This window comes from Streptomyces sp. NPDC086989 (assembly GCF_044745505.1).
Taxonomy (GTDB): Bacteria; Actinomycetota; Actinomycetes; order Streptomycetales; family Streptomycetaceae; genus Streptomyces.
Window position 1 is genome coordinate 67,262 of the sequence record NZ_JBIVAL010000007.1, and the last position, 19,309, is coordinate 86,570.

16 protein-coding genes are annotated in these 19,309 nt (G+C 72.8%); 9 read left to right on the plus strand and 7 right to left on the minus strand.

Annotation, left to right across the window (positions count from 1 at the left end; translation table 11 throughout):
* Positions 1 to 3 precede the first annotated feature (3 nt).
* The 3 genes from ACIPK4_RS18400 to ACIPK4_RS18410 form a co-directional block, all read right to left on the minus strand.
* Positions 4 to 840, minus strand: coding sequence for a DUF4097 family beta strand repeat-containing protein (locus ACIPK4_RS18400; protein ID WP_402313789.1), 837 nt, complete (start codon positions 838 to 840; stop codon positions 4 to 6).
* 83 nt (positions 841 to 923) lie between these two features.
* On the minus strand, positions 924 to 1,448 hold the full coding sequence (locus ACIPK4_RS18405) for a hypothetical protein (RefSeq protein ID WP_402313791.1): 525 nt from the start codon (positions 1,446 to 1,448) through the stop codon (positions 924 to 926).
* A 1,071-nt stretch (positions 1,449 to 2,519) separates the two neighbouring features.
* Positions 2,520 to 2,795 (minus strand): acylphosphatase, encoded by a 276-nt coding sequence (locus ACIPK4_RS18410; RefSeq protein ID WP_402313792.1) that lies wholly within the window; start codon positions 2,793 to 2,795, stop codon positions 2,520 to 2,522.
* Between the two features lie 410 nt (positions 2,796 to 3,205).
* Between ACIPK4_RS18410 and ACIPK4_RS18415 the strand changes: the two genes are divergently transcribed.
* From ACIPK4_RS18415 to ACIPK4_RS18430, 4 genes are all read left to right on the plus strand, one after another.
* Positions 3,206 to 3,424: a hypothetical protein gene (locus tag ACIPK4_RS18415; RefSeq protein WP_054223694.1), complete on the plus strand. Its 219-nt coding sequence runs from the start codon at positions 3,206 to 3,208 to the stop codon at positions 3,422 to 3,424.
* Between the two features lie 94 nt (positions 3,425 to 3,518).
* A complete protein-coding gene (locus ACIPK4_RS18420) occupies positions 3,519 to 4,325 on the plus strand; it encodes an HlyD family efflux transporter periplasmic adaptor subunit (protein WP_402313794.1) in 807 nt (268 codons plus the stop codon).
* Positions 4,322 to 6,571, plus strand: coding sequence for an NHLP family bacteriocin export ABC transporter peptidase/permease/ATPase subunit (locus ACIPK4_RS18425; protein ID WP_402313796.1), 2,250 nt, complete (start codon positions 4,322 to 4,324; stop codon positions 6,569 to 6,571). The genes ACIPK4_RS18420 and ACIPK4_RS18425 overlap by 4 nt, the downstream gene beginning before the upstream one ends.
* A gap of 127 nt (positions 6,572 to 6,698) precedes the next feature.
* Positions 6,699 to 9,560, plus strand: a complete 2,862-nt coding sequence (locus tag ACIPK4_RS18430) for an NHLP bacteriocin export ABC transporter permease/ATPase subunit (RefSeq protein WP_402314382.1) — start codon at positions 6,699 to 6,701, stop codon at positions 9,558 to 9,560.
* Here ACIPK4_RS18430 and ACIPK4_RS18435 read toward each other — a convergent pair.
* Positions 9,557 to 10,252 (minus strand): YitT family protein, encoded by a 696-nt coding sequence (locus tag ACIPK4_RS18435; RefSeq protein ID WP_402313798.1) that lies wholly within the window; start codon positions 10,250 to 10,252, stop codon positions 9,557 to 9,559. The two genes, ACIPK4_RS18430 and ACIPK4_RS18435, sit on opposite strands and share 4 nt — an antisense overlap.
* A gap of 245 nt (positions 10,253 to 10,497) precedes the next feature.
* Here ACIPK4_RS18435 and ACIPK4_RS18440 point away from each other — a divergent pair, with 245 nt between their 5' ends.
* Positions 10,498 to 12,303 (plus strand): VanW family protein, encoded by a 1,806-nt coding sequence (locus ACIPK4_RS18440; protein ID WP_402313800.1) that lies wholly within the window; start codon positions 10,498 to 10,500, stop codon positions 12,301 to 12,303.
* Positions 12,304 to 12,335: 32 nt separating this feature from the next.
* On the opposite strand, the gene ACIPK4_RS18445 is transcribed toward ACIPK4_RS18440, so the two are convergent.
* Together ACIPK4_RS18445 and ACIPK4_RS18450 are read right to left on the minus strand one after the other, a co-directional pair.
* Positions 12,336 to 12,557, minus strand: a complete 222-nt coding sequence (locus ACIPK4_RS18445) for an acyl-CoA carboxylase epsilon subunit (protein WP_402313802.1) — start codon at positions 12,555 to 12,557, stop codon at positions 12,336 to 12,338.
* Positions 12,554 to 13,822 carry a cytochrome P450 gene (locus ACIPK4_RS18450; protein ID WP_402313804.1) on the minus strand — a complete coding sequence of 423 codons (1,269 nt, stop codon included), beginning with the start codon at positions 13,820 to 13,822 and terminating at the stop codon, positions 12,554 to 12,556. Before ACIPK4_RS18450 ends, ACIPK4_RS18445 begins: the two co-directional genes overlap by 4 nt.
* Positions 13,823 to 14,027: 205 nt before the next feature.
* Here ACIPK4_RS18450 and ACIPK4_RS18455 point away from each other — a divergent pair, with 205 nt between their 5' ends.
* From ACIPK4_RS18455 to ACIPK4_RS18470, 4 genes are read left to right on the plus strand one after another with little or no spacing between them, the layout of a single operon-like run.
* Positions 14,028 to 15,077, plus strand: a complete 1,050-nt coding sequence (locus tag ACIPK4_RS18455) for a type III polyketide synthase (protein WP_402313806.1) — start codon at positions 14,028 to 14,030, stop codon at positions 15,075 to 15,077.
* A gap of 29 nt (positions 15,078 to 15,106) precedes the next feature.
* On the plus strand, positions 15,107 to 16,324 hold the full coding sequence (locus ACIPK4_RS18460) for a cytochrome P450 (RefSeq protein WP_402313808.1): 1,218 nt from the start codon (positions 15,107 to 15,109) through the stop codon (positions 16,322 to 16,324).
* Entirely contained in the window at positions 16,321 to 16,857 is a 537-nt protein-coding gene (locus tag ACIPK4_RS18465; protein WP_054223687.1) for a cupin domain-containing protein, read from the plus strand. Before ACIPK4_RS18460 ends, ACIPK4_RS18465 begins: the two co-directional genes overlap by 4 nt.
* A 43-nt stretch (positions 16,858 to 16,900) precedes the next feature.
* The gene (locus ACIPK4_RS18470; protein WP_402313810.1) at positions 16,901 to 17,800 is read left to right on the plus strand and encodes a hypothetical protein; all 900 of its coding nucleotides are present in this window, start codon (positions 16,901 to 16,903) and stop codon (positions 17,798 to 17,800) included.
* On the opposite strand, the gene ACIPK4_RS18475 is transcribed toward ACIPK4_RS18470, so the two are convergent.
* Positions 17,789 to 19,306: an MFS transporter gene (locus ACIPK4_RS18475; RefSeq protein ID WP_402313812.1), complete on the minus strand. Its 1,518-nt coding sequence runs from the start codon at positions 19,304 to 19,306 to the stop codon at positions 17,789 to 17,791. The two genes, ACIPK4_RS18470 and ACIPK4_RS18475, sit on opposite strands and share 12 nt — an antisense overlap.
* Positions 19,307 to 19,309: the final 3 nt, after the last annotated feature.

The following is a 19,309-nucleotide window of genomic DNA, read 5'->3' on the forward strand; positions in this document are numbered from 1 at the left end:
GCGTCAGGCGCGACGGATCACGATGTCGCCGACGTTGGTGCGGGCGTGGATCTCGACGGTCTCGTCGGAGGCGCCGGGGCCTTCGGCCGCGCCGAGGGCGTTGCGGACCGTTCCGAACTTGGAGTGGACGTCCAGCCAGGCCGCGGTGGACTCGCGGATGCCGACCTCCACGTCACCGACGGCGGTCTGGAGGTTGACCGTGCCGCGCGCCACCTGGTGGACGCTGATGGCACCGTTGGCGGACTTGGCCTCCACGGAGGCGTGGGCGACGCCGACCGTGATGCGGCCGTTGGCGGCGTTGGCCTTGAGCGGGCCGGTGACCTCGCCGATCGCCGTCTCGCCGTTCCCGTTCTTGACGGTCGCCGCTCCCGTGATCTCGCCGACGTCCACGCGGCCGGACCCGTGGATCTCGGCGTCGCCGACCGCCCGGTCGACGTGGATGTCGCCGTGGTCGGTCCGGAGGTTCACCACGGCCGCCTCGTCCAGCCGGATGTCGCCGAGCGAGGTCTTGATGCGGCACTCGCCGAGCGGTCCCTCGCAGACGTAGTCCCCCATGGGGGAGGTGCCGCGGACCTGCGAGCCGGCGGGCAGTTCGACGGTCACGTCGATCGAGCCGAGCTTGCCGAACAGGGAGCGCTTCTTGGGGCCCTTGACCGTCAGGGTGCCGTTGGCGTAACCGACCTTGGTCTCCTGCGCCGCCCGTACGTCGATGTCGACGGCGCCGTTGCTCGGCAGCACCTCGACGACGGCGTCCCGGCGCTTGCCCGCGACGATCCGGACGTCGCCGATCTCGAACTCGAGGATCGCGGTGATGGGTCCGGCGGTTTCGTAAGAAGGCATGGCTGTCCCGTCCTCTTGACTCTGAAGTGTGTTGACGCAGGTGGGCGGTGGTGCGGGTGCGGTGCGGGGGAGTGGGACCGGGGCTAGCGGACCCAGCCCTGGTACCCCTGGCCGTGGCGCGGGGCGCGAGCGGTGGGGCGGCCCGCGCCGCCGCCCGGTTCCAGGGCGGTGGACACGGCCCGCACGAGCCAGGCGTTGACGGACAGGCCCTCCTGGCCCGCCGCGTCCTCCACGCGGGACTTGAGGGGTGCCGGGAGCCGGAAGTTGATGCGGGCGGTGGCTCCTTCGTCACCTTCCACCGCGAGCGGCGCCGGTGGCGCCACGGGTGGCGCCACCGGGCCGGATTCCGCGGAGGTCTCCGGGGCGGGCGGCGCCGTCACCACGAACTCGGGGTCGAGCCCCCGCAGCCGTACGTCCACCGAACCGGGGGCGAGCTCGCGGGTGATCTCGTCCGAGGCGGCGGAAAGGGCGTTCAGCAGGGTCAGCCGGGCGGCGGACTCCAGGGGCGCGGTCAGCCGCTCGGCCAGGGCGCGGGCCTCGTCCCCGCCGGCGTTCGCGGCTACGGCGAGCTCGTGGCGGAGGTGATCGACGTAGGGGGTCAGGTCCATGCGAGCCATAGTGGCGCCACAGTGGCGCCATGGCAAGTCCCTTTTGACGCCATGATGCAGCGCAATGGCACCACCGGGCGCCACTGGGCCCCACGGGCTGCCACCGGGCGCCACCGGGCCCGCGGGCTGCCGCCGGGCCCGCGGGGTGCCGCCGGGGTGCCACGGGGTCCACCAAGTGCCACGGGGCCACCAGGTGGCACCTGGCGGACCGGGTTGCCGCGGGGTCCACCGGGGGCTGCGGCCTCCACCGGTGCCACCGGGTGCCACGGTCTTCATCGGTCCCACGGTCTCTACCGGTGCCACCGGTGCCACCGGTGCCACCCCGCCGGTCCTGCGGGGTGCCACTCGAGGTGCCACGGGGTCCACGGGGTCCACCAAGTGCCACGGGGCCACCAAGTGGCACCTGGCCGACCGGCTGCCCCAGGGTTCACCGGGGGGCTGCGGCCTCCACCGGTGCCACCGGGTGCCACGGTCTCCACCGGTGCCGCCGGGCGCCACCGGGTCCACGGTGCCGCCGCCCCTGCGGGGTGCCGCCGCGGTCCACCAGGTGCCACGGGCCCGCCAGGCGGCACCTGGTCCCGGGTGCGCGGGTGCGGGCTCCACCGGGTGCCACCAGGTCCACGGGGAGCCACGCTCCACGCCCGCCGGGTGCCGCCGCATGCGCGGGGATGCCGCCTGGCGCCGCGGGGTCCACCGGGTGCCGGGGGTTCCACCGGCGCCACCGGGTGTCACCGGATCCAGTGCCGCCGGGTCCACGGAGAGCCGCCGGGGCCCACCGGGTCCGCCGGCCGCCTCCACGGGGGGCCACCGGGTGCCGGTAGCTCCGCCGGTGCCACCGGTGGAGCTACCGGGGGCCGCTGGGCCCGCGGGGAGGCGGCCGGGGTGCCGCGGGGTCCACCAGGTGGCGCCTGGCCCACCGGGCGCCGCGGGTCCACCGGGGGTCACCGGTGCCGCGGGGCCGCCGGGTGCCGGGGGCTCCGCCGTGCCACCGCGTCCGCCCCGGGTGCCCCGGGTGCCGCCGGGGGCATCGGGGTGTCGTGGTGGAGTGTGGCTGGCGTCGGTTCGTGCCGTTCAGGTGCGGATCTCGAAGCCTTCGAGTCCCTCGGGCGGCTCCCGTCGGAGCTCGACGCGCGTCACGCTCGCCCCGTCCGGGCCGTGGTGGGCCCAGTCGACCATCGCCGCGACCGCGTCCTCGGCCCCCTCGAACGCCGCCTCGACCGTCCCGTCGGGCAGGTTCCGCACCCAGCCGGCCACGTCGTGGCCGAGTGCGGTCCGACGGCAGGTGTCGCGGAAGAAGACACCCTGCACCACGCCGTGGACGACCACCCGGCTGTGAACCCGCTCCATGGGCCGACCGTACCCACGCCGCGTCCGATCCGTGCGGAGCGTGATCGGCGCGTCGCCCCGTGTCGCTGCCGGAAATCTTCACGAGGTGAAAGTGGAGGGGATGCCTCCCGTTACATTCCCCCCTGACATCGGTGGCGGTTTGGGTGGGTTTGGCGCCAGGGGCCGATCGGGCTCCGGACTTTGTTACTCGATCTTGTGGAGAACCGGTGGCGATCCCCCGCATCAATGGGGAGACCTCCGTGGGAACCGTCATCAAGCGTGACCGGGGACGTCAACACGGTTCGCCCGGTCGCCCGTTCGCGTGCTTACATCTGGCCACCGCAGCAATGCTCGGACGCGGTCGGACCGCCTTGTCGCGGGCCGTCCACGGCATTTGAGAAACAATCAGACGACTGAAGGGTGCGCACATCATGCGTAACGACATCGAGACCCGTGAGATCGCCGACGACGAACTGGACGCGGTTTCCGGCGGTGTCAGCATTTCCGGTGGCCTGCTCGGCGGCGTGACCGGCGACGTCTTCCACGTGGTGAACGAGGTCACCTCGCTCCAGACGGTCCACGGCGCGCTGTCCCTCCCCGGCCAGGTCGAGGGCATCGTCGGCGTCCGCGCCGGTGTCGCCGGCCTCTGAGCCGAACCGGATATCAGTGCGCGTGAACCCCGGGACGTCATCGTTCCGGGGTTCACGGGTGCCCGTTCCATGAAATGCAGTCGAAGGACAGGTCGTGCAGTTCCGTCAAAAGGCGCTCTCCAAGCTGCAATCGCCCGAAGAACTCGATCTGCCCGTACGTTTCGCGCGCCCGCAAGGCCGATTCGTTCTCGCCGTCACGGTTCTCGTCATGGCCGTCGCGGGATTCTGGGCATTCACCGGATCCGTTTCCTCCAAACTGAGCGCGCCCGGCATCCTCACGCGCGCCGGAGGCAGTTACCTGCTCCAGAGCCCGTACTCCGGACAGGTCACGGCCGTACTCGCCGAAGACGGCCGGCTGCTCGCCCCGGGCGCGCCGCTGCTCCAGGTCGCCACGGAGCAGGGTGAGCGGACCGTACGCGTGGTGGCCGGCGGGCGGGTGACCACCCTGGTCGCCAAGACGGGCGCGGTCCTCACGACCGGCGCCGACGTCGCGACCGTCGAACGCGCGAAGAGTGCGGACGAGCCGCTGGTGGCCGTGCTCTACGTGCCCGCAGCGAGCGGCGCCGGGATCCGCGCCGGCACCCCCGTCGACCTGGACGTCCAGTCCGCTCCCCGGCAGCGGTTCGGCGTGCTGCGCGGCCACGTCAAGGAAGTCGGCCGCGCCCCGCAGACCCAGGCGCAGCTCTCCGGCTTCCTCGGCGACACCCGCCTGGCCGCACAGTTCGCGCGGCAGGGCGACCCGGTCGCGGTGCTCGTCCAGCTCGACCGTTCCCCGACGACCCGGTCCGGCTACCGGTGGTCCTCCGCGGACGGGCCCCCGTACGCCCTCGACTCCACGACCCATGTCACCGGAGCCGTCCGCCTCCCCGCACAGCACCCCGTCGATTGGCTCCTCCCGTGACCGCCGCGCCGCAGACGACCCGCGTCCCCTCCGGCGGCCGCCGGCGCCGGCGCCCGCCGGTTCCCCGGGGGCGCACGCCCCGCCCCGTCCGCACGCCCACGGTGCTCCAGATGGAGGCGGTGGAATGCGGGGCCGCCGCGCTGGCCATGGTCCTCGGACGGTACGGCCGCTTCGTACCGCTGGAAGAGCTGCGCATCGCCTGCGGGGTCTCCCGCGACGGATCGCGCGCCGGCAACCTCCTCAAGGCCGCCCGCGGCTACGGGCTGACCGCCAAGGGCATGCAGATGGACCTGGCCGCGCTCGCCGGCGTGAGCCCCCCGGCGGTCCTCTTCTGGGAGTTCAACCACTACGTCGTCTACGACGGCATGGGACGCCGCTTCGGCCGTCGGGGCGTGTACGTCAACGACCCCGCCAAGGGGCGGCGGTTCGTCCCCATGGAGGAGTTCGACACCGCCTACACCGGCATCGCGCTCGTGTTCGAGCCCGGCCCCGGATTCCGCCGCAGCGGTCGCAGGCAGGGAGTGCTGGGCGCCATGCCGGCCCGGCTGCGCGGCACTTCGGGCACGATGCTCGCCGCCGTGCTGGCCAGCCTCCTGCTGGTGGCCGTCGGCGCGACCGTGCCCGCGCTGAGCCGTACGTACATCGACACGTTCCTCATCGGCGGGCAGACGTCCCTGCTGGGCGTGCTCTTCCCGTCGATGGCCGCGGCCCTGCTGCTCACCGCGGTCCTCACCTCGCTCCAGCAGGCCAACCTGCTGCGCGGCCGGATCATCTCCTCGACGCTCGGCAGCGCCCGATTCCTGCGGCACCTGCTCCGGCTCCCCGTCTCCTTCTTCGCCCAGCGCAATCCGGCCGACCTGGTCCAACGCCTGCGGTCCAACGACGCCGTCGCCGAAACCCTCGCCCGTGACCTGGCCGCCGCGGGCGTGGACGCCGCGGTGGTCGTGCTCTACGCGGTCCTGCTGTGGACGTACGACCCGCAGCTCACCGCCGTCGGGGTGCTCATCGCCCTGCTCAACGTCGCGGCCGTGCGGATCGTGATGCGGGTGCGGGCCACCGGCACCCAGAAGCTGCGCGCCGAGAACGCCAGGCTCACCAACACCTCGTACAGCGGCCTCCAGCTGATCGAGACGATGAAGGCCACCGGAGGGGAGAACGCCTTCTTCCGCCGCTGGGCCGGCCAGCACGCCGTCACCCTCGACGTACAGCAGCGCCTCGGCGTCCCCAGCAGCTGGCTGGCCGTCGTCGCGCCGACCCTCGCCGCGCTCAACAGTGCGCTGATCCTGATGATCGGCGGCCTGCGGGCGGTGGAGGGGCACCTCTCCGTCGGCCTGCTCGTCGCCTTCCAGGCCCTCGTGACCAGCTTCACCGCGCCGATCACCCGCCTGGGCGGGGTGGCCGGGCGGATCCAGGACTTCGCCGCCGACGTCGCCCGGCTCAAGGACGTCGAGAACTTCCCCGTCGACCCGGTCTACCTGCGGGACTCCCGGCACATGCGCGGCGGGGCCCCCGCCGCCACCCGCCGCCTCAAGGGCCACGTGGAGCTCGACGGCATCACCTTCGGCTACAGCCCGCTCGACGCACCGCTGCTCAAGAACGTCTCGCTCGCGGTCGGCCCCGGCCGGCAGGTCGCGCTCGTCGGCGGCTCCGGCAGCGGCAAATCCACCGTCTCCCGGCTGATATCCGGCCTCTACACCCCCTGGGAGGGGACGATCCGCATCGACGGGATGCGGCTGGAGGACATCCCGCGCGGTGCGCTGGCCGCCTCCGTCTCCTTCGTGGACCAGGACGTCTTCCTCTTCGAGGGCACCGTCCGCGACAACGTCGCGCTGTGGGACCCCTCCATCCCGGACGAGGCCGTCGTCACCGCCCTCCAGGACGCCGCCGTGTACGACGTGGTCGCGCGCCGCGCGGGCGGCATCCACAGCCGCGTCGAGCAGGACGGCCGCAACTTCTCGGGCGGCCAGCGCCAGCGCCTGGAGATCGCCCGCGCCCTGGTCCGCCGGCCCAGCGTCATGATCCTGGACGAGGTCACCAGCGCCCTGGACGCGGCGACCGAGCAGATCGTCATCGACAACCTGCGGCGCCGCGGCTGCGCCTGCGTGGTGATCGCCCACCGGCTCAGCACCGTACGGGACAGCGACGAGATCGTCGTACTCGACCGCGGCACGGTCGTGGAGCGCGGACGGCACGAGCAGCTCATCGCCGCGCGCGGCGCGTACGCCGAACTCGTCAAGGAGCACTGAGGTGGCAACCCCCCACCAGACACACCACCAGACCGACCACCGGACGGGCCAGCAGACCGGCCACCAGACCCACCCTCACCAAGGGAACCACCCAGGCCGGTTCGCGCCCGATCCGGTCGTCGCGGCCCTGGGCACCCTCGGCACGGCGGTCGACTGCACGGGCCTGCGCAGCCTGTCCCTGGAGGGTCCGCTCGTCCTGTGGCTCGTCGTCCAGGGCGAACTGGACCTGTTCGCCGTCGATGCCGCACAGGCGGGCCACTGGCACTTCCTCGGCAGGCTGGAGCCCGGCACCCTGCTCCTGGGCCCGGCCGACGGCCCCGCCCACACGCTGACCGGGCGCCCGCTCCAGGGCTGCGTCCTGCGCCGCATCGACCTGCACGAGCTGTACCGCCCCGGCTACGGAGCCCCGGGCGCCCCCGCCGACGGATCCTGGGGGTGGCACGCCGAGCCGTGGCAGCACGGATTCCCCGACGGGGCGCCCAGCCCGCTGGAGGACGCCTTCGCCCGCGGCATCGGCCGCGGCCTGCGCGTGCTGTACCAGGCGCCGCAGGGGAGCCGGGCCACCGCGGGCGCCGACGGGGCCGACGAGGACATCGTGTGGATGCAGATCCCGCCGGGCAGCGTGCAGTACGGAGCCGTGTACGAGCCGTACGAGGCCGCGGCCGGCCCGGTCGCCGCCGCCGGCACGCTCCTGGTCGACGAAGCCGTGTGGCAGGCGATGGTGGACCAGCAGTACCGGCTGCTGTCCGCACTCGACCGCTGGATCGAGCAGGACGAGCGCGCCCACGAGGACCGTACGGCGGCCGGCATCGAGGCCGGAGAGGCGGCCCGCACCCAGGCGGACCGGACCCTGCTCGCCTCGATCGGCCGCTCGCGCGGCGGATCCGGCCGCGCCGCGGGTGACGACGCGACCTTCGCCGTCTGCCGCCTGGTCGCCGCCGAAGCGGGCATCACCCTGACCGAGCCGACGGGCACCGGTGAGGCCTCCGGGCGGACGGACCCCATCGAACGCATCGCGCTCGCCTCCCGGATCCGCACCCGCCCCGTCCGGCTCGGCGGGCACTGGTGGCGGCAGGACAGCGGCCCCCTGGTGGGCCGGCGCGCGGACGACGGCGCACCGGTCGCGCTGCTGTGGCGGCGCGGCCGGTACGAGGCCGTCGACCCCGGCCCCGTCCCCGGCGCACGGGAGCGGGGCCGGCGCAGCCGGCGCGTCCACCAGGGCAACGCGGCCGGCTTCGCCCCGCACGCCGTCATGTTCTACCGCCCGCTGCCCGACCGGAAGCCGAGCCTGCTGCACCTGGTCCGCTTCAGCGTGCGCGGCAGCGGCCGGGACCTGCGCAGCCTCGTCGTGGGCGGGCTGGGCGCGGTCGGCCTGGGCGCGTTCGTCCCCGTGGCCACCGGCCGGGTGCTCGGCACGTACGTACCGCACGCCGAGGACAGCCTGATCGTGCAGACCGCCCTGGCGCTGATCGCGACCAGCGTGGTCTCGGCCGCGTTCATGCTGCTCCAGAACACCTCGGTCCTGCGCATGGAGGGCCGCATCGAGGCCACCCTCCAGCCCGCCGTGTGGGACCGGCTGCTGCGGCTGCCGGTGACCTTCTTCGCCGGCCGCTCCACCGGCGAACTGGCCGGCGCGGCCATGGGCATCAGCTCCATCCGCCGTGCGCTGTCCGGCATCGTCCCCGTGTCCCTCCAGGCGGGCACCGTCGGCACGGTCAACCTCGTGGTGCTGCTCGTCTACAGCGTGCCGCTGGCGCTGGCGGCGCTCGCCCTGCTGCTCGTCGTCGCCGTCGTGTTCCTGGGCCTGGGGCTGTGGCAGCTGCGCTACCAGCGGCAGCTGATCCGGATCGGCAACAAGCTCGACAACCAGGCGTTCCAGACCCTGCGCGGACTGCCCAAACTGCGGGTGGCCGCGGCCGAGAGCTTCGCGTACGCCGCCTGGGCGCGGGAGTTCGCCCGTACCCGCGGGCTGCAGCAGCGCATCGGGCGGATCAAGAACGTGGTCACCGTGCTCAACGCGGTCTACCTGCCGCTGTGCACGCTCGTGATGTTCATGCTGCTGGCCGGGCCGGCACGGGGCAGCATGTCCGCCGCCGGGTTCCTCACGTTCAGCACCGCCGTGACGATGATGCTGTCCTCGGCGACCCAGCTGACCGGCGCCCTCCTCTCGGCTGCCGCCGTGCAGCCCATGTTCGAGCAGGTCGAACCGCTCCTGGAGGCGACCCCCGAGGTGCGCGCCGGCGGCATCCGGCCGGGGCGGCTCAGCGGGGCCATCGAGGTGAAGGACCTCTCGTACCGGTACACCGACGACGGCCCGCTCGTCCTGGACGACGTGTCGCTGCGAGTACGGCCGGGCGAGTTCGTCGCGGTCGTCGGGTCCAGTGGCTGCGGCAAGTCGACCCTGCTGCGCATGCTCATCGGCTTCGACCGCCCCACCTCCGGCAGCGTCCTGTACGACGGCCAGGACCTGGCGGCCCTCGACCAGGCGGCCGTGCGCCGCCAGTGCGGGGTCGTCCTCCAGAACGCGCAGCCGTTCTCCGGGTCGATCTACGACTGCATCCGCGGGTCCGGCACGTACTCCCTCGAAGAGGCGGGGGAGGCGGCCGCGCTGGCGGGCCTCGCCGAGGACATCAAGGCCATGCCGATGGGCATGCACACCGTGCTGTCCGACGGGGGCGGGACCGTCTCGGGCGGCCAGCGCCAACGGCTGATGATCGCCCAGGCCCTCATCGGCAAGCCGCGCATCCTGTTCCTCGACGAGGCCACCAGTGCGCTGGACAACGAAGCCCAGCGCGTGGTCATCGAGTCCACCCGCGCCCTGCGCGCCACCCGCATCGTGATCGCCCACCGGCTGTCCACGGTCCTGGGCGCCGACCGGGTGATCGTGATGGCGGACGGACGGATCGCCCAGCAGGGGACGCCCGCCGAGCTGCTCGCCGATACGGCGGGCCCGTTCCGCGAACTGGTCCGCCGCCAGGTCGGAACCTAAGGGGAGCAGGCCGGGACGGGCCCGGGGGCCGGGGCCGGGGCCGGGGGGAGGGCCGGGGCCGGGGGGTGCGCCGGGGCGGCGGGCTGCGCCGGGAGGGCGAACACGCGGAGGAAGAGCTGCGAGAGCGGCCCGATGGCCAGGGCGTACGCCACGGTGCCGACGCCGGCCGTGCCGCCCAGCAGGACACCGGCCAGCAGGACCGTCAGCTCGATGCCGGTGCGCACCAGCCGCAACGACCGCCCGGTCCGACGGTGCAGCCCGGTCATGAGGCCGTCGCGCGGCCCCGCGCCGAAGCACGCGGCGATGTAGAGACCGGTCGCCACACCGTTGAGGACGATGCCCGCGGCCAGCAGGGCGGCCTGCGCGAGCGCGCCGTGCACGTCCGGCACCACCGCGAGGGTGGCGTCCATGGTCAGGCCGACGGCGAGGACGTTGGAGAGCGTGCCCAGCCCGGGCCGCTGCCGCAGCGGCACCCACAGCAGCAGGACCAGCGCCCCGACCGCCACCGACACCGTGCCGATGCTCCACCCCGTGCGTTCGGCGATCCCCTGGTGGAACACGTCCCACGGGTCCAGCCCCAGGCCCGCGCGGACCAGGAACGCCGAGCTCGCGCCGTACAGCGCGAGGCCGGCGTAGAGCTGGAGCAGCCGACGGGGAAGACGCCGCGCGGGGCGGGCGGGGGTGAGGGACACCGGTGGATCCTTCCGGGGAGCCAAAAGCCGAGCGATCCCACGGTCTGGCATCCCCCGGATGGTCCAACAGGGCCAATCCGAGCTAAGTGGCCTTATTTCTGCGGACCGCTTTCCGGTGTGTCGCGGAGCCTCGCCCCTTCGTGAGAACAGGCACATTTTCGTCACGTTTGGTCCGAATTGGTGAATGCTGGGTTGCGACCCAGACCGACGTACCTGCGCCAACGGCACCGGGAGAGACGAGAGACATGCGACGCGTACACCGCCCGACGATCAACCGGCGGACGGCCCTGCCCCTGGTCGGCGGAGCCGCCGTCCTGGGCTTCGGAGGCCTCTACCTCACCGGTCTGGCCGTGGCGGGTGACGCCATCGCCGACGGCACCCACGTACGCGGTGTCGACCTCGGCGGCATGAGCCGTCCGGAGGCCGCGTCCGCCCTCGACCACGCGCTCGGCCCCGCCGCCGCCACCCCGATCGCGCTGCGGGTCGGCGACCGCACCGAGCACGCGACCCCCGCCGCCTTCGGCCTGTCCCTGGACACCGCCGCCACCGTCGACCGCGCCGCGCAGACCGGATCGGACCCGTTCACCGTGATCGGGCGCCTGCTCACCCCGGCCGAGAGGCGGGAGGTCGAGCCGGTGATCCGGACGGACGGTCCCACGGACAAGGCCGAGATCGACCGGATCACCGCCGCCGGGCGCGAGGCCCGCGACGGCGCCATCACCTTCGAGGCCGGCACGGCCCGGGCCACCGCGCCCGTCACCGGCGTCGCCGTGCGCGCCGGCCAGGCGGCCGACACCGTACGCGCCGTCTACCTGCGCCCCCAGGGCGGTCCGGTCGCGCTCCCGGTGGACCGGAAGGCACCCGCCGTCGGACAGGCGGAGACCGCCCGGGCCCTGAAGGAGTTCGCCGAACCCGCGATGTCCGGCCCGATCACCCTCACCGTCGCCGGAAAGCCCGTCACCCTCACCCCCGCGGTGCTCGGCAAGTACCTGACGGCCGAACCCGACGCCCACGGCCGGCTGGCCCCGAAGCTGGACTCCAAGGGACTGCTCGCCGACCCCGCGGTCGCCCGGCAGGTGGCCGCGGCCACCAGCCCCTCCCGGGGCGCGACCTTCCGCGTCGACTCCGCCGGCCGGGCGGTCGTCGCCCAGGACGGGCGCTCGGGGGTGCAGGTCACCGAGAAGGCGTTCGCCGACGCGGTCGTGCCCCTGCTGACGCGCACCGGCGCCGCCCGTACCGGGGTGGTCGCCGTGCAGACGGTCCACCCGCGCCTGACCGCCGCGAACGCGGAGCGCCTCGGCATCAAGGAGCAGGTGTCCTCCTTCACCGTCAAGTTCCCGGCCGCGCCGTACCGCACCACCAACATCGGGCGGGCCGTGGAGCTGATCAACGGCTCCGTCGTCATGCCCGGCGAGACGTGGAGCTTCAACAAGACGGTCGGCGAGCGGACCAAGGAGAACGGCTTCGTCGACGGCATCATGATCAACGACGGCCAGTTCGTGAAGTCCCCCGGCGGCGGCGTGTCGGCGGTCGCGACGACCATGTACAACGCGATGTTCTTCGCGGGCGTCCACCCGCTGGAGCACGGCGCCCACTCCTTCTACATCGAGCGCTACCCCGAGGGCCGCGAGGCCACCGTCGCCTGGGGCACCCTCGACCTGCGCTGGAAGAACGACTCCGGCCATGCGATCTACGTCAAGGCCGACTCCTCCGACACCTCGGTGACCATCAGCCTGCTCGGCACCAAGAAGTACGACGAGATACGCGCGACCCAGGGCCCGCGGGAGAACATCACCCCGCCGGGCAAGCGCACGGGCTCCGGCCCCACCTGCGAGGTGCAGACCCCGCTGGAGGGCTTCGACGTCAACGTCGGCCGGGTCTTCATCCAGGGCGGCAAGGAGGTCAAGCGCGAGTCCTACCGTACGCACTACACCCCGCGCGACGAGGTCACCTGCGACCCGCAGGCCTCGCCGTCCCCGGCCGCCACCGCGCCCCAGACCGCCTCGGCGGCCCCGGCCGCCACGGCCACGCCGAAGCCGGGCCCCGCCTGACGCAGACGCCGACGGGGCCGGCTCGGCCGGTCCTAGAGGAAGGGGGAGTGCGGGCGGGCGCGCCAGGACTGCGCGGGATGGTGCACCACCGAGCGCAGGTTGCGGTCCCAGTGCGCCCGCCGGTGCCGGGCGCGGCGGGGCGCGCGCGGCGCGTCGGCCGCCCGCGCCAGCATGAGCAGGGCGGCCGTGAGGGCCGCCAGTTCTATGTGGTCCGGGGTGCCCCTGACCACCCGGATCCGGGGCCGGCGTATCACCAGGTCACCGGCAGGGTCTTGGGTCCGCGGATCAGCGCCCCCGCCTGCCATTCGATCTGCTCGGGCGGTACGGCCAGGGCGAGGCGCGGATAGCGGTCGAGCAGCGTGGTGACGATGATCTCGGACTCCATCCGGGCCAGCATCGAGCCGACGCAGTGGTGGGGCCCGTTCCCGAAGGCCATGTGGGCGATCGGACCGCGGTCGAAGTCCAGCTTGTCGGGGTCGGGGAAGACCTCGGGGTCGCGGTTGGCCGCGAGGTACGAGGAGTACACCGTCTCCCCGGCCTTGATCGTGACGCCGGCGATGTCCACGTCCCGCGTGGCGATCCGCGGCAGACCCACGCCACTGCGGTGCGGGATGAAGCGCAACAGCTCGTCGACGGCCTGGGGGATCATCTCCGGCTCCCGGCGCAGCCGTTCGAGGTGCTCCGGATGGGTGAGCAGGGCGTAGATCATGTTCGCGCTGTTGTTGCGGACGGCGTGCGCACCGCTCACGAGGATCGCGGTGGCGATGGAGACGGCCTCCGGCTCGGTGATCTCACCGGCGTCCGCGGCCCCGGCGAGGACTCCGGCCAGGTCGTCGCTCTGCTTCTGCCGGCGCAGGGCGAGCAGGGCCACCACGCACTCGCGCACCGTCTTCAGCGCGTCCGTGCTCTTGTCGGGGGCCGGACCGGGCGTCATGATCACGTTCGCCCAGGAGGTCATGTCCTTGCGCATGTCCTGCGGCATCCCCAGCAGGTCGGCGACCGCCGCGAGCGGGAACGGGCCGTGCAGGTGCTCGACCAGGTCCGCCGGCGAGCCGTGCCGCTCCATGGCGTCCAGCAGGCTGTCGGCGGTCTGCTGAACGGTCGGCCGCAGCTTCTGCATGCTCTTGCCGGTGAAGGCCCGGGCGACCACCCGGCGCATGTCGTTGAGGCGTGGCGGGTCGGCGTAGTTCATCGACGCCTGCTGCGAGGCGATCGCGTGCGGGGAGGAGGCCGTGATGGTCCGGCCGACCAGTTCCCGCCTGCTGAAACGCGGGTCGGTGGTGGCCGCCTTCACATCGGCGTAGCGCGCCATCAGCCAGGCGGTGCCCTGGCCGAACGGCAGCCGGATCCGGGTGGCCCGTTTGTCCCGCAGGCGGTCGTGCAGGAACGGGTCGAAGTCCAGCGCCTCGAAGTCGTCCAGGTTCCAGCAGTGCACCGGCTCGCCCGTGGCCGGGTCCGTCTCCGGCATGTCCGGGTCCGGCGTCTCCGGCCTGAGGGCCGTTTGCGGGTCTGAGGTCATGGTTCATCTCCCTGCGTGGATGTCACCCCCCAAGGCGCGATTCCGCGGGGAAATCGGCACAGCCATCCCTTCCCGCCCGTCACGCGCTCCGCTGCCTTCCCGGCGCAGCGTCACCGGATTGGCTCATGTCACCAACGCCGTAGTCCCGCGCGCGCATCCGCCGCAGGTCGATGAGGCTGTGTCAGACACGAAAGGAGAGCCACCCATGGCGACTCTGTGCAGGCCAACGGTGTGCGTGCCCGAGCACGTGATCACGATGGAGCAGACCCTGGATCTGTGCCGGTCCGTGCACGCGGACCATCCGCAGCTCGACCTGGCGCTGCGCCTGATCCGCAACACCGGCGTCGCGAAGCGGCACATCGTGCAACCGATCGAGGAGACGCTCAAGCACCCCGGCTTCGAATCGCGCAACGCCGTGTACGAGGCCGAGGCCAAGGCGCGCGTCCCGGCGGTGGTGCGGCAGGCGCTGGAGGACGCCCAGCTCCGGCCCAAGGACATCGACATGATCATCTACGTGTCGTGCACGGGCTTCATGATGCCCTCGCTGACCGCCTGGATGATCAACGCACTGGGCTTCCGGACGGACTGCCGGCAGCTGCCCATCGCCCAGCTGGGCTGCGCGGCGGGCGGTGCGGCCGTCAACCGGGCCCACGACTTCTGCACCGCCTACCCCGAGGCGAACGCGCTGATCGTGTCCTGCGAACTCTGCTCGCTCTGCTACCAGCCCAGCGACCTGGAGGTCGGCAACCTGCTCTCCAACGGCCTGTTCGGCGACGGCGTCGGTGCCGCCGTCGTCCGCGGCCGCGGTGGAACCGGCATGCAGCTCCACCGCAACAGCTCGTACATCATCCCCCAGACGGAGGACTGGATCATGTACGACGTCAAGTCCACCGGGTTCCACTTCAAGCTCGACCGGCGGGTGCCCGGGACCATGGAGCCGCTCGCGCCGTCCCTCAAGGAGCTGGCCAAGGCCCATGGGTGGGACGCCGCGGCGCTGGATTTCTACATCATCCACGCCGGCGGACCCCGCATCCTGGACGACCTCAGCAAGTACCTCGGTGTGGCACCCGAAGCATTCCGCTTCAGTCGGGCCACACTGACCGAGTACGGCAACATCGCCAGCGCCGTCGTCCTGGACGCACTGCGCCGACTCTTCGACGAGAACGGCACGGCCGACGCCGCCCGTGGCCTGCTGGCCGGTTTCGGCCCGGGCATCACCGCAGAGATCTCGCTGGGCAGCTGGACCTCGCAATGAGGGTCCGGGTGTAGGGAGGAATCCGAAGAATGCTGAAGGACGGCCCCGCTACCTCAAGGCCACCCATCACGCACTGGCCCACCCCGGCCCTGGACGGGGTCGACTTCGACCCCGTCCTCGCCGAGCTGATGCGGGCGGGTCCGATCACCCGGATCCGCATGCCCAACGGAAGCGGGTGGGCCTGGCTCGTCTGCCGCTACGAAGACGTGCGCATGGTGGCCAACGATCCCCGGTTCAGCCGCAAGCTGGTCGCCGAACACGACGTCACCCGGCTGGCCCCCCACTTCATCCCCGCGCCCGGTGCGGTCGGCTTCGAGGACCCGCCCGACCACACCAGGCTGCGGCGCACCGTCGCCGCGGCCTTCACGACCAGCGGGGTGGAGGCACTGCGCACGCGCGCCAAGGAGATGCTCGACGCCCTCGTCGACGACATCCTGCGCGACGGCCCGCCCGTGGACCTGACCGAGCGCCTGCTCGCACCCTTCCCGCTCGCCGTCGTGTGCGAGCTGATGGGCGTGCCGGAGGACGACCGGCCCATGGTCCACGAATGGACCACCCTGATCCTGTCCTCGGCCCAGGGCGCCGAGCGCAGCGAGCAGGCGAAGAACGACATGTGCGCCTACCTCGGCGGACGCATGCGCGACGGCGAGGTGGCGGGCGGTGACAGCGTCATCGGGCTCCTCGTCAAGGCCGTCGAGGCCGGCGAGGTCACGGCCGAAGAGGCCACCGGCCTCGCCCTCCTGATCCAGATCGGGGGCGAGGCCGTCACCAACAACGTGGGCAACATGGTCTACATCCTGCTCACCCGTCCGGACCTGATGGACCGGATGCGCAGGGACCCGGGCCTGCGGCCCTCGGCGATCAACGAGCTGCTGCGCTACATCCCGCACCGCAACGCGGTCGGGCTCTCCCGGATCGCCCTCGAGGACGTCACCGTGGCCGGCCAGCTCATCCGGGCGGGCGAGGCGATCTACGTCTCGTACCTCGCGGCCAACCGCGACCCGGACGTCTTCCCCGACCCCGACGAGCTGCACCTGGACCGCAGCCCCAACCCGCACGTCTCCTTCGGGTACGGACCCCACTTCTGTCCCGGGAACATGCTGGCCCGCCTCGAATCCGAACTGCTCGTGGACGCCCTGCTGGACCGCTTCGCGGACCTGCGCTTCAGCGTCCCGCCGAGCGAACTGCGCTGGCGGCCCGGGGCCCTCATCCGCGGGCCCGAAGGTCTGCCCGTGACCTGGTCATGACCGCGCACGTCGCCCGCGACGGGCTGCTCGTGCCACCGGGTCACGGCCGCAAGCTGCACACCGAAGCCCAACAGGTCACGTTCAAGGTCACCGGGGAGCACTCCTCGGTGGCCTCCAGCTTCGAGGTCGTCGTCCCGCCCGGCTTCGACGTCGGGGCCCACCTGCACACCCGCAGCGAGGAGCTCTTCTACGTCCTGGAGGGTGAACTCGACGTCATGGCCTTCGAGCCGCGCGTCCGTTCCGGCGACGATTGGCGACACTGGGAAGCGCTCGACGGCCGCCAGGTCGTCCGTGCCACGCCCGGAACCGTCATCGTGGTTCCACCCGGCTGTCCGCACGCCTTCGCCAACCCCACCGGCGAACCGGCCCGGATGTTCTTCCAGGCCTCTCCGCCGCCCGATCACGAGCGGTACTTCGAGGAACTCCTCGAACTGCTCGACACGAGCGCCACCCCGGATCCCGCCGCGATCCGCGAGCTCCGGATGCGCTACGACATCGAACAGCTCACGCCGTTGCGCCACGAGCTGTCCTGACCAGCACCGCAACACCCCTCACACACCACGCTCGGGAGAATTGATGCTGCGCCGCCGCAAACTCCGCACCGCCACGTACGCCCTCGCCGGCACGGTCGCCGCCGCCGCGCTGGCGGCGGGCCCGGCCAGAGCCGCCGAACCCCTGCCGTCCTACTGGTGCTACCTCAACGGTGTCGAGGTCCCGTCCGGCCAGAAGGTGGTGCGGGGCACGGCGGGCCCCGACACGATCCTGTGCGAGAACGACGTCGAGAACGTCATCATCGACGGCGGGAACGGCGACGACAACATCCGCGTCAAGGGCATGCTCATCGACGCCCAGGTACTCGGCGGCGAGGGCGCCGACACGCTCCAGGTCAACAACCTCTACCCGAAGAGCGGCAACTCGTCGGTGCGCGGCGGCCTCGGCAACGACACCATCATCACCGCGCTCGTCGTGGGCACCGCCGACCACGGCGCCAGCGTCTACGGCGACCACGGCGACGACAAGATCACCACGGGCAGCGTCATGGGCCAGCCCGGCGAGTACGAGCGCGGTGGCGGCCAGGTCTTCGGCAACGACGGCAGCGACCTGATCCGCACGGGCAACGTCGACCTCGGCGGCCGGGTCCTCGGCGGCAGCGAGAACGACATCATCGAGCCCAAGTCGGTGGGTGCGGAGTCCGCCGGCATCGTCCAGGGCGGTCCCGGCAACGACACGGTCCGCGGCCTGAACGACACCGTCCTGACGATCGGACCGGGCTACGGCCAGGTCGACGGCGGGATCGGCACCAACTCCTGCCGGGTGAGGCACTTCTCGACCGGCGACCGGGTCCGCAGCTCGCTGGCGAACTGCGCGAACACCGAGGCGGGACCGGCCACCCCGGCGGCCCCCGCCAAGCCGGCCACGTCCGCCACCCCGGCCAAGCCGGCGGCGCCCACCTCCTCCGCCCACTCACCGCGCTGACGGCCGGCGGCCGCCCGGAGCGCCGTGCGTGCGCTCCACGGACAGGCCGCCGGGAAGCAGGAACAGGGTCAGCACCGCGCCGGCGGCGAAGAGCACCGCCGATGCCGTGAAGACCGTGTGGTAACCCTCCAGGGCAGCCCGCGCCAGCAGTTCCGGCGTGGGCTGCCGGCCCGCCAGGGAGCGGGCGACGGCTCCGGCGCCCAGGGCGCTCATGAGCGCCGTGCCGACGGAGCCGCCGGTCTGCCGCATGGCGTTGACCGTCGCTGAGCCGACTCCCGCGTCCCGGGGGTCGATGCCCGCCGTGCCGAGGTTCATGGCGGCCGCCGTGATCAGGCCCATGCCCAGGCCCGTGGCCACCTGGCCCGGCAGCACGTCGAGGACGTACGGGCCGGTCGCCGTCACGTTCGCCAGCCAGACCATGCCGCACGCCGACAGCACCATGCCGGTGACGATCCGCGGGCGCCCGCCGATCCTGCCCAGCAGCCCCGTGTTGCTGCCGATCGCGCCGATCATGGTGCAGCCGGACATCGGCATGAAGGCCAGCCCGGTCTGGGCCGGGCTGTATCCGCGGGCGTGCTGGAAGTAGTACGTGAGGAACAGGAACACCCCGAACATGCCGACCCCCGTGATGAACACGGACGTCAGTGCCGTGCCCCGGACCCGGTCGAGCACGATCCGCAGCGGCAGCAGCGGGTGGGCGCTGAGGCGCTGCCACCACACGAACGCGGCGAGCAGGACGGCGCCGGCGACCAGGCAGCCCAGGACCCGCAGGGGCGGCCAGCCGTCGGGGCCGGACTTGGCGAGGCCGTAGACCAGGCAGAACAGCCCGGACGAAGCCAGCACCGTACCCGGCAGGTCCAGCCGGGGCGGGGTGGCCTGCGCGGGCCGGCGGAGCAGCAGCACACCGCCGATGACGGCGACGGTGGCGAAGAGCAGGTTCACGTACATGGTCGAGCGCCAGCTCAGGTGCTCGGTGAGGAATCCGCCCAGCAGCAGCCCCACGGCGCCCCCGGACGCGGCGAGCGCCCCGAACACGCCGAAGGCCTTGGCGCGTTCCGCGGGGGCGGAGAACGTGGTGGTCAACAGCGAGAGCGCCGCCGGGGCCAGCAGCGCAGCGAACACGCCCTGCAGGGCCCGGGCCGTGACGAGGACCCCGAAGCCGGCCGCGGCGCCGCCGAGCGCGGAGGCCGCCGCGAAGCCGATCTGACCGATGAGGAAGGCCCGCCGCCGCCCGAACAGGTCGGCCAGCCGGCCGCCGAGCAGGAGCAGACTGCCGAAGGTGATCGCGTACGCGGTCACCACCCACTGCCGCTGGTCGTCGGAGAACCCGAGGTCGGCCTGGGCGGAGGGCAGGGCGATGTTCACGATGGTGGCGTCGAGGACGACCATGAGCTGGGCCAGGCCGATGACGGCGAGGATCCACCACCGGCGCGGATCAGGCGGCGCTGCGGCGCCGGGGAGGGCTGGAGTGGTGCTGGTTCCGGGGCGGGTCGGCTCTGCGGACATGGT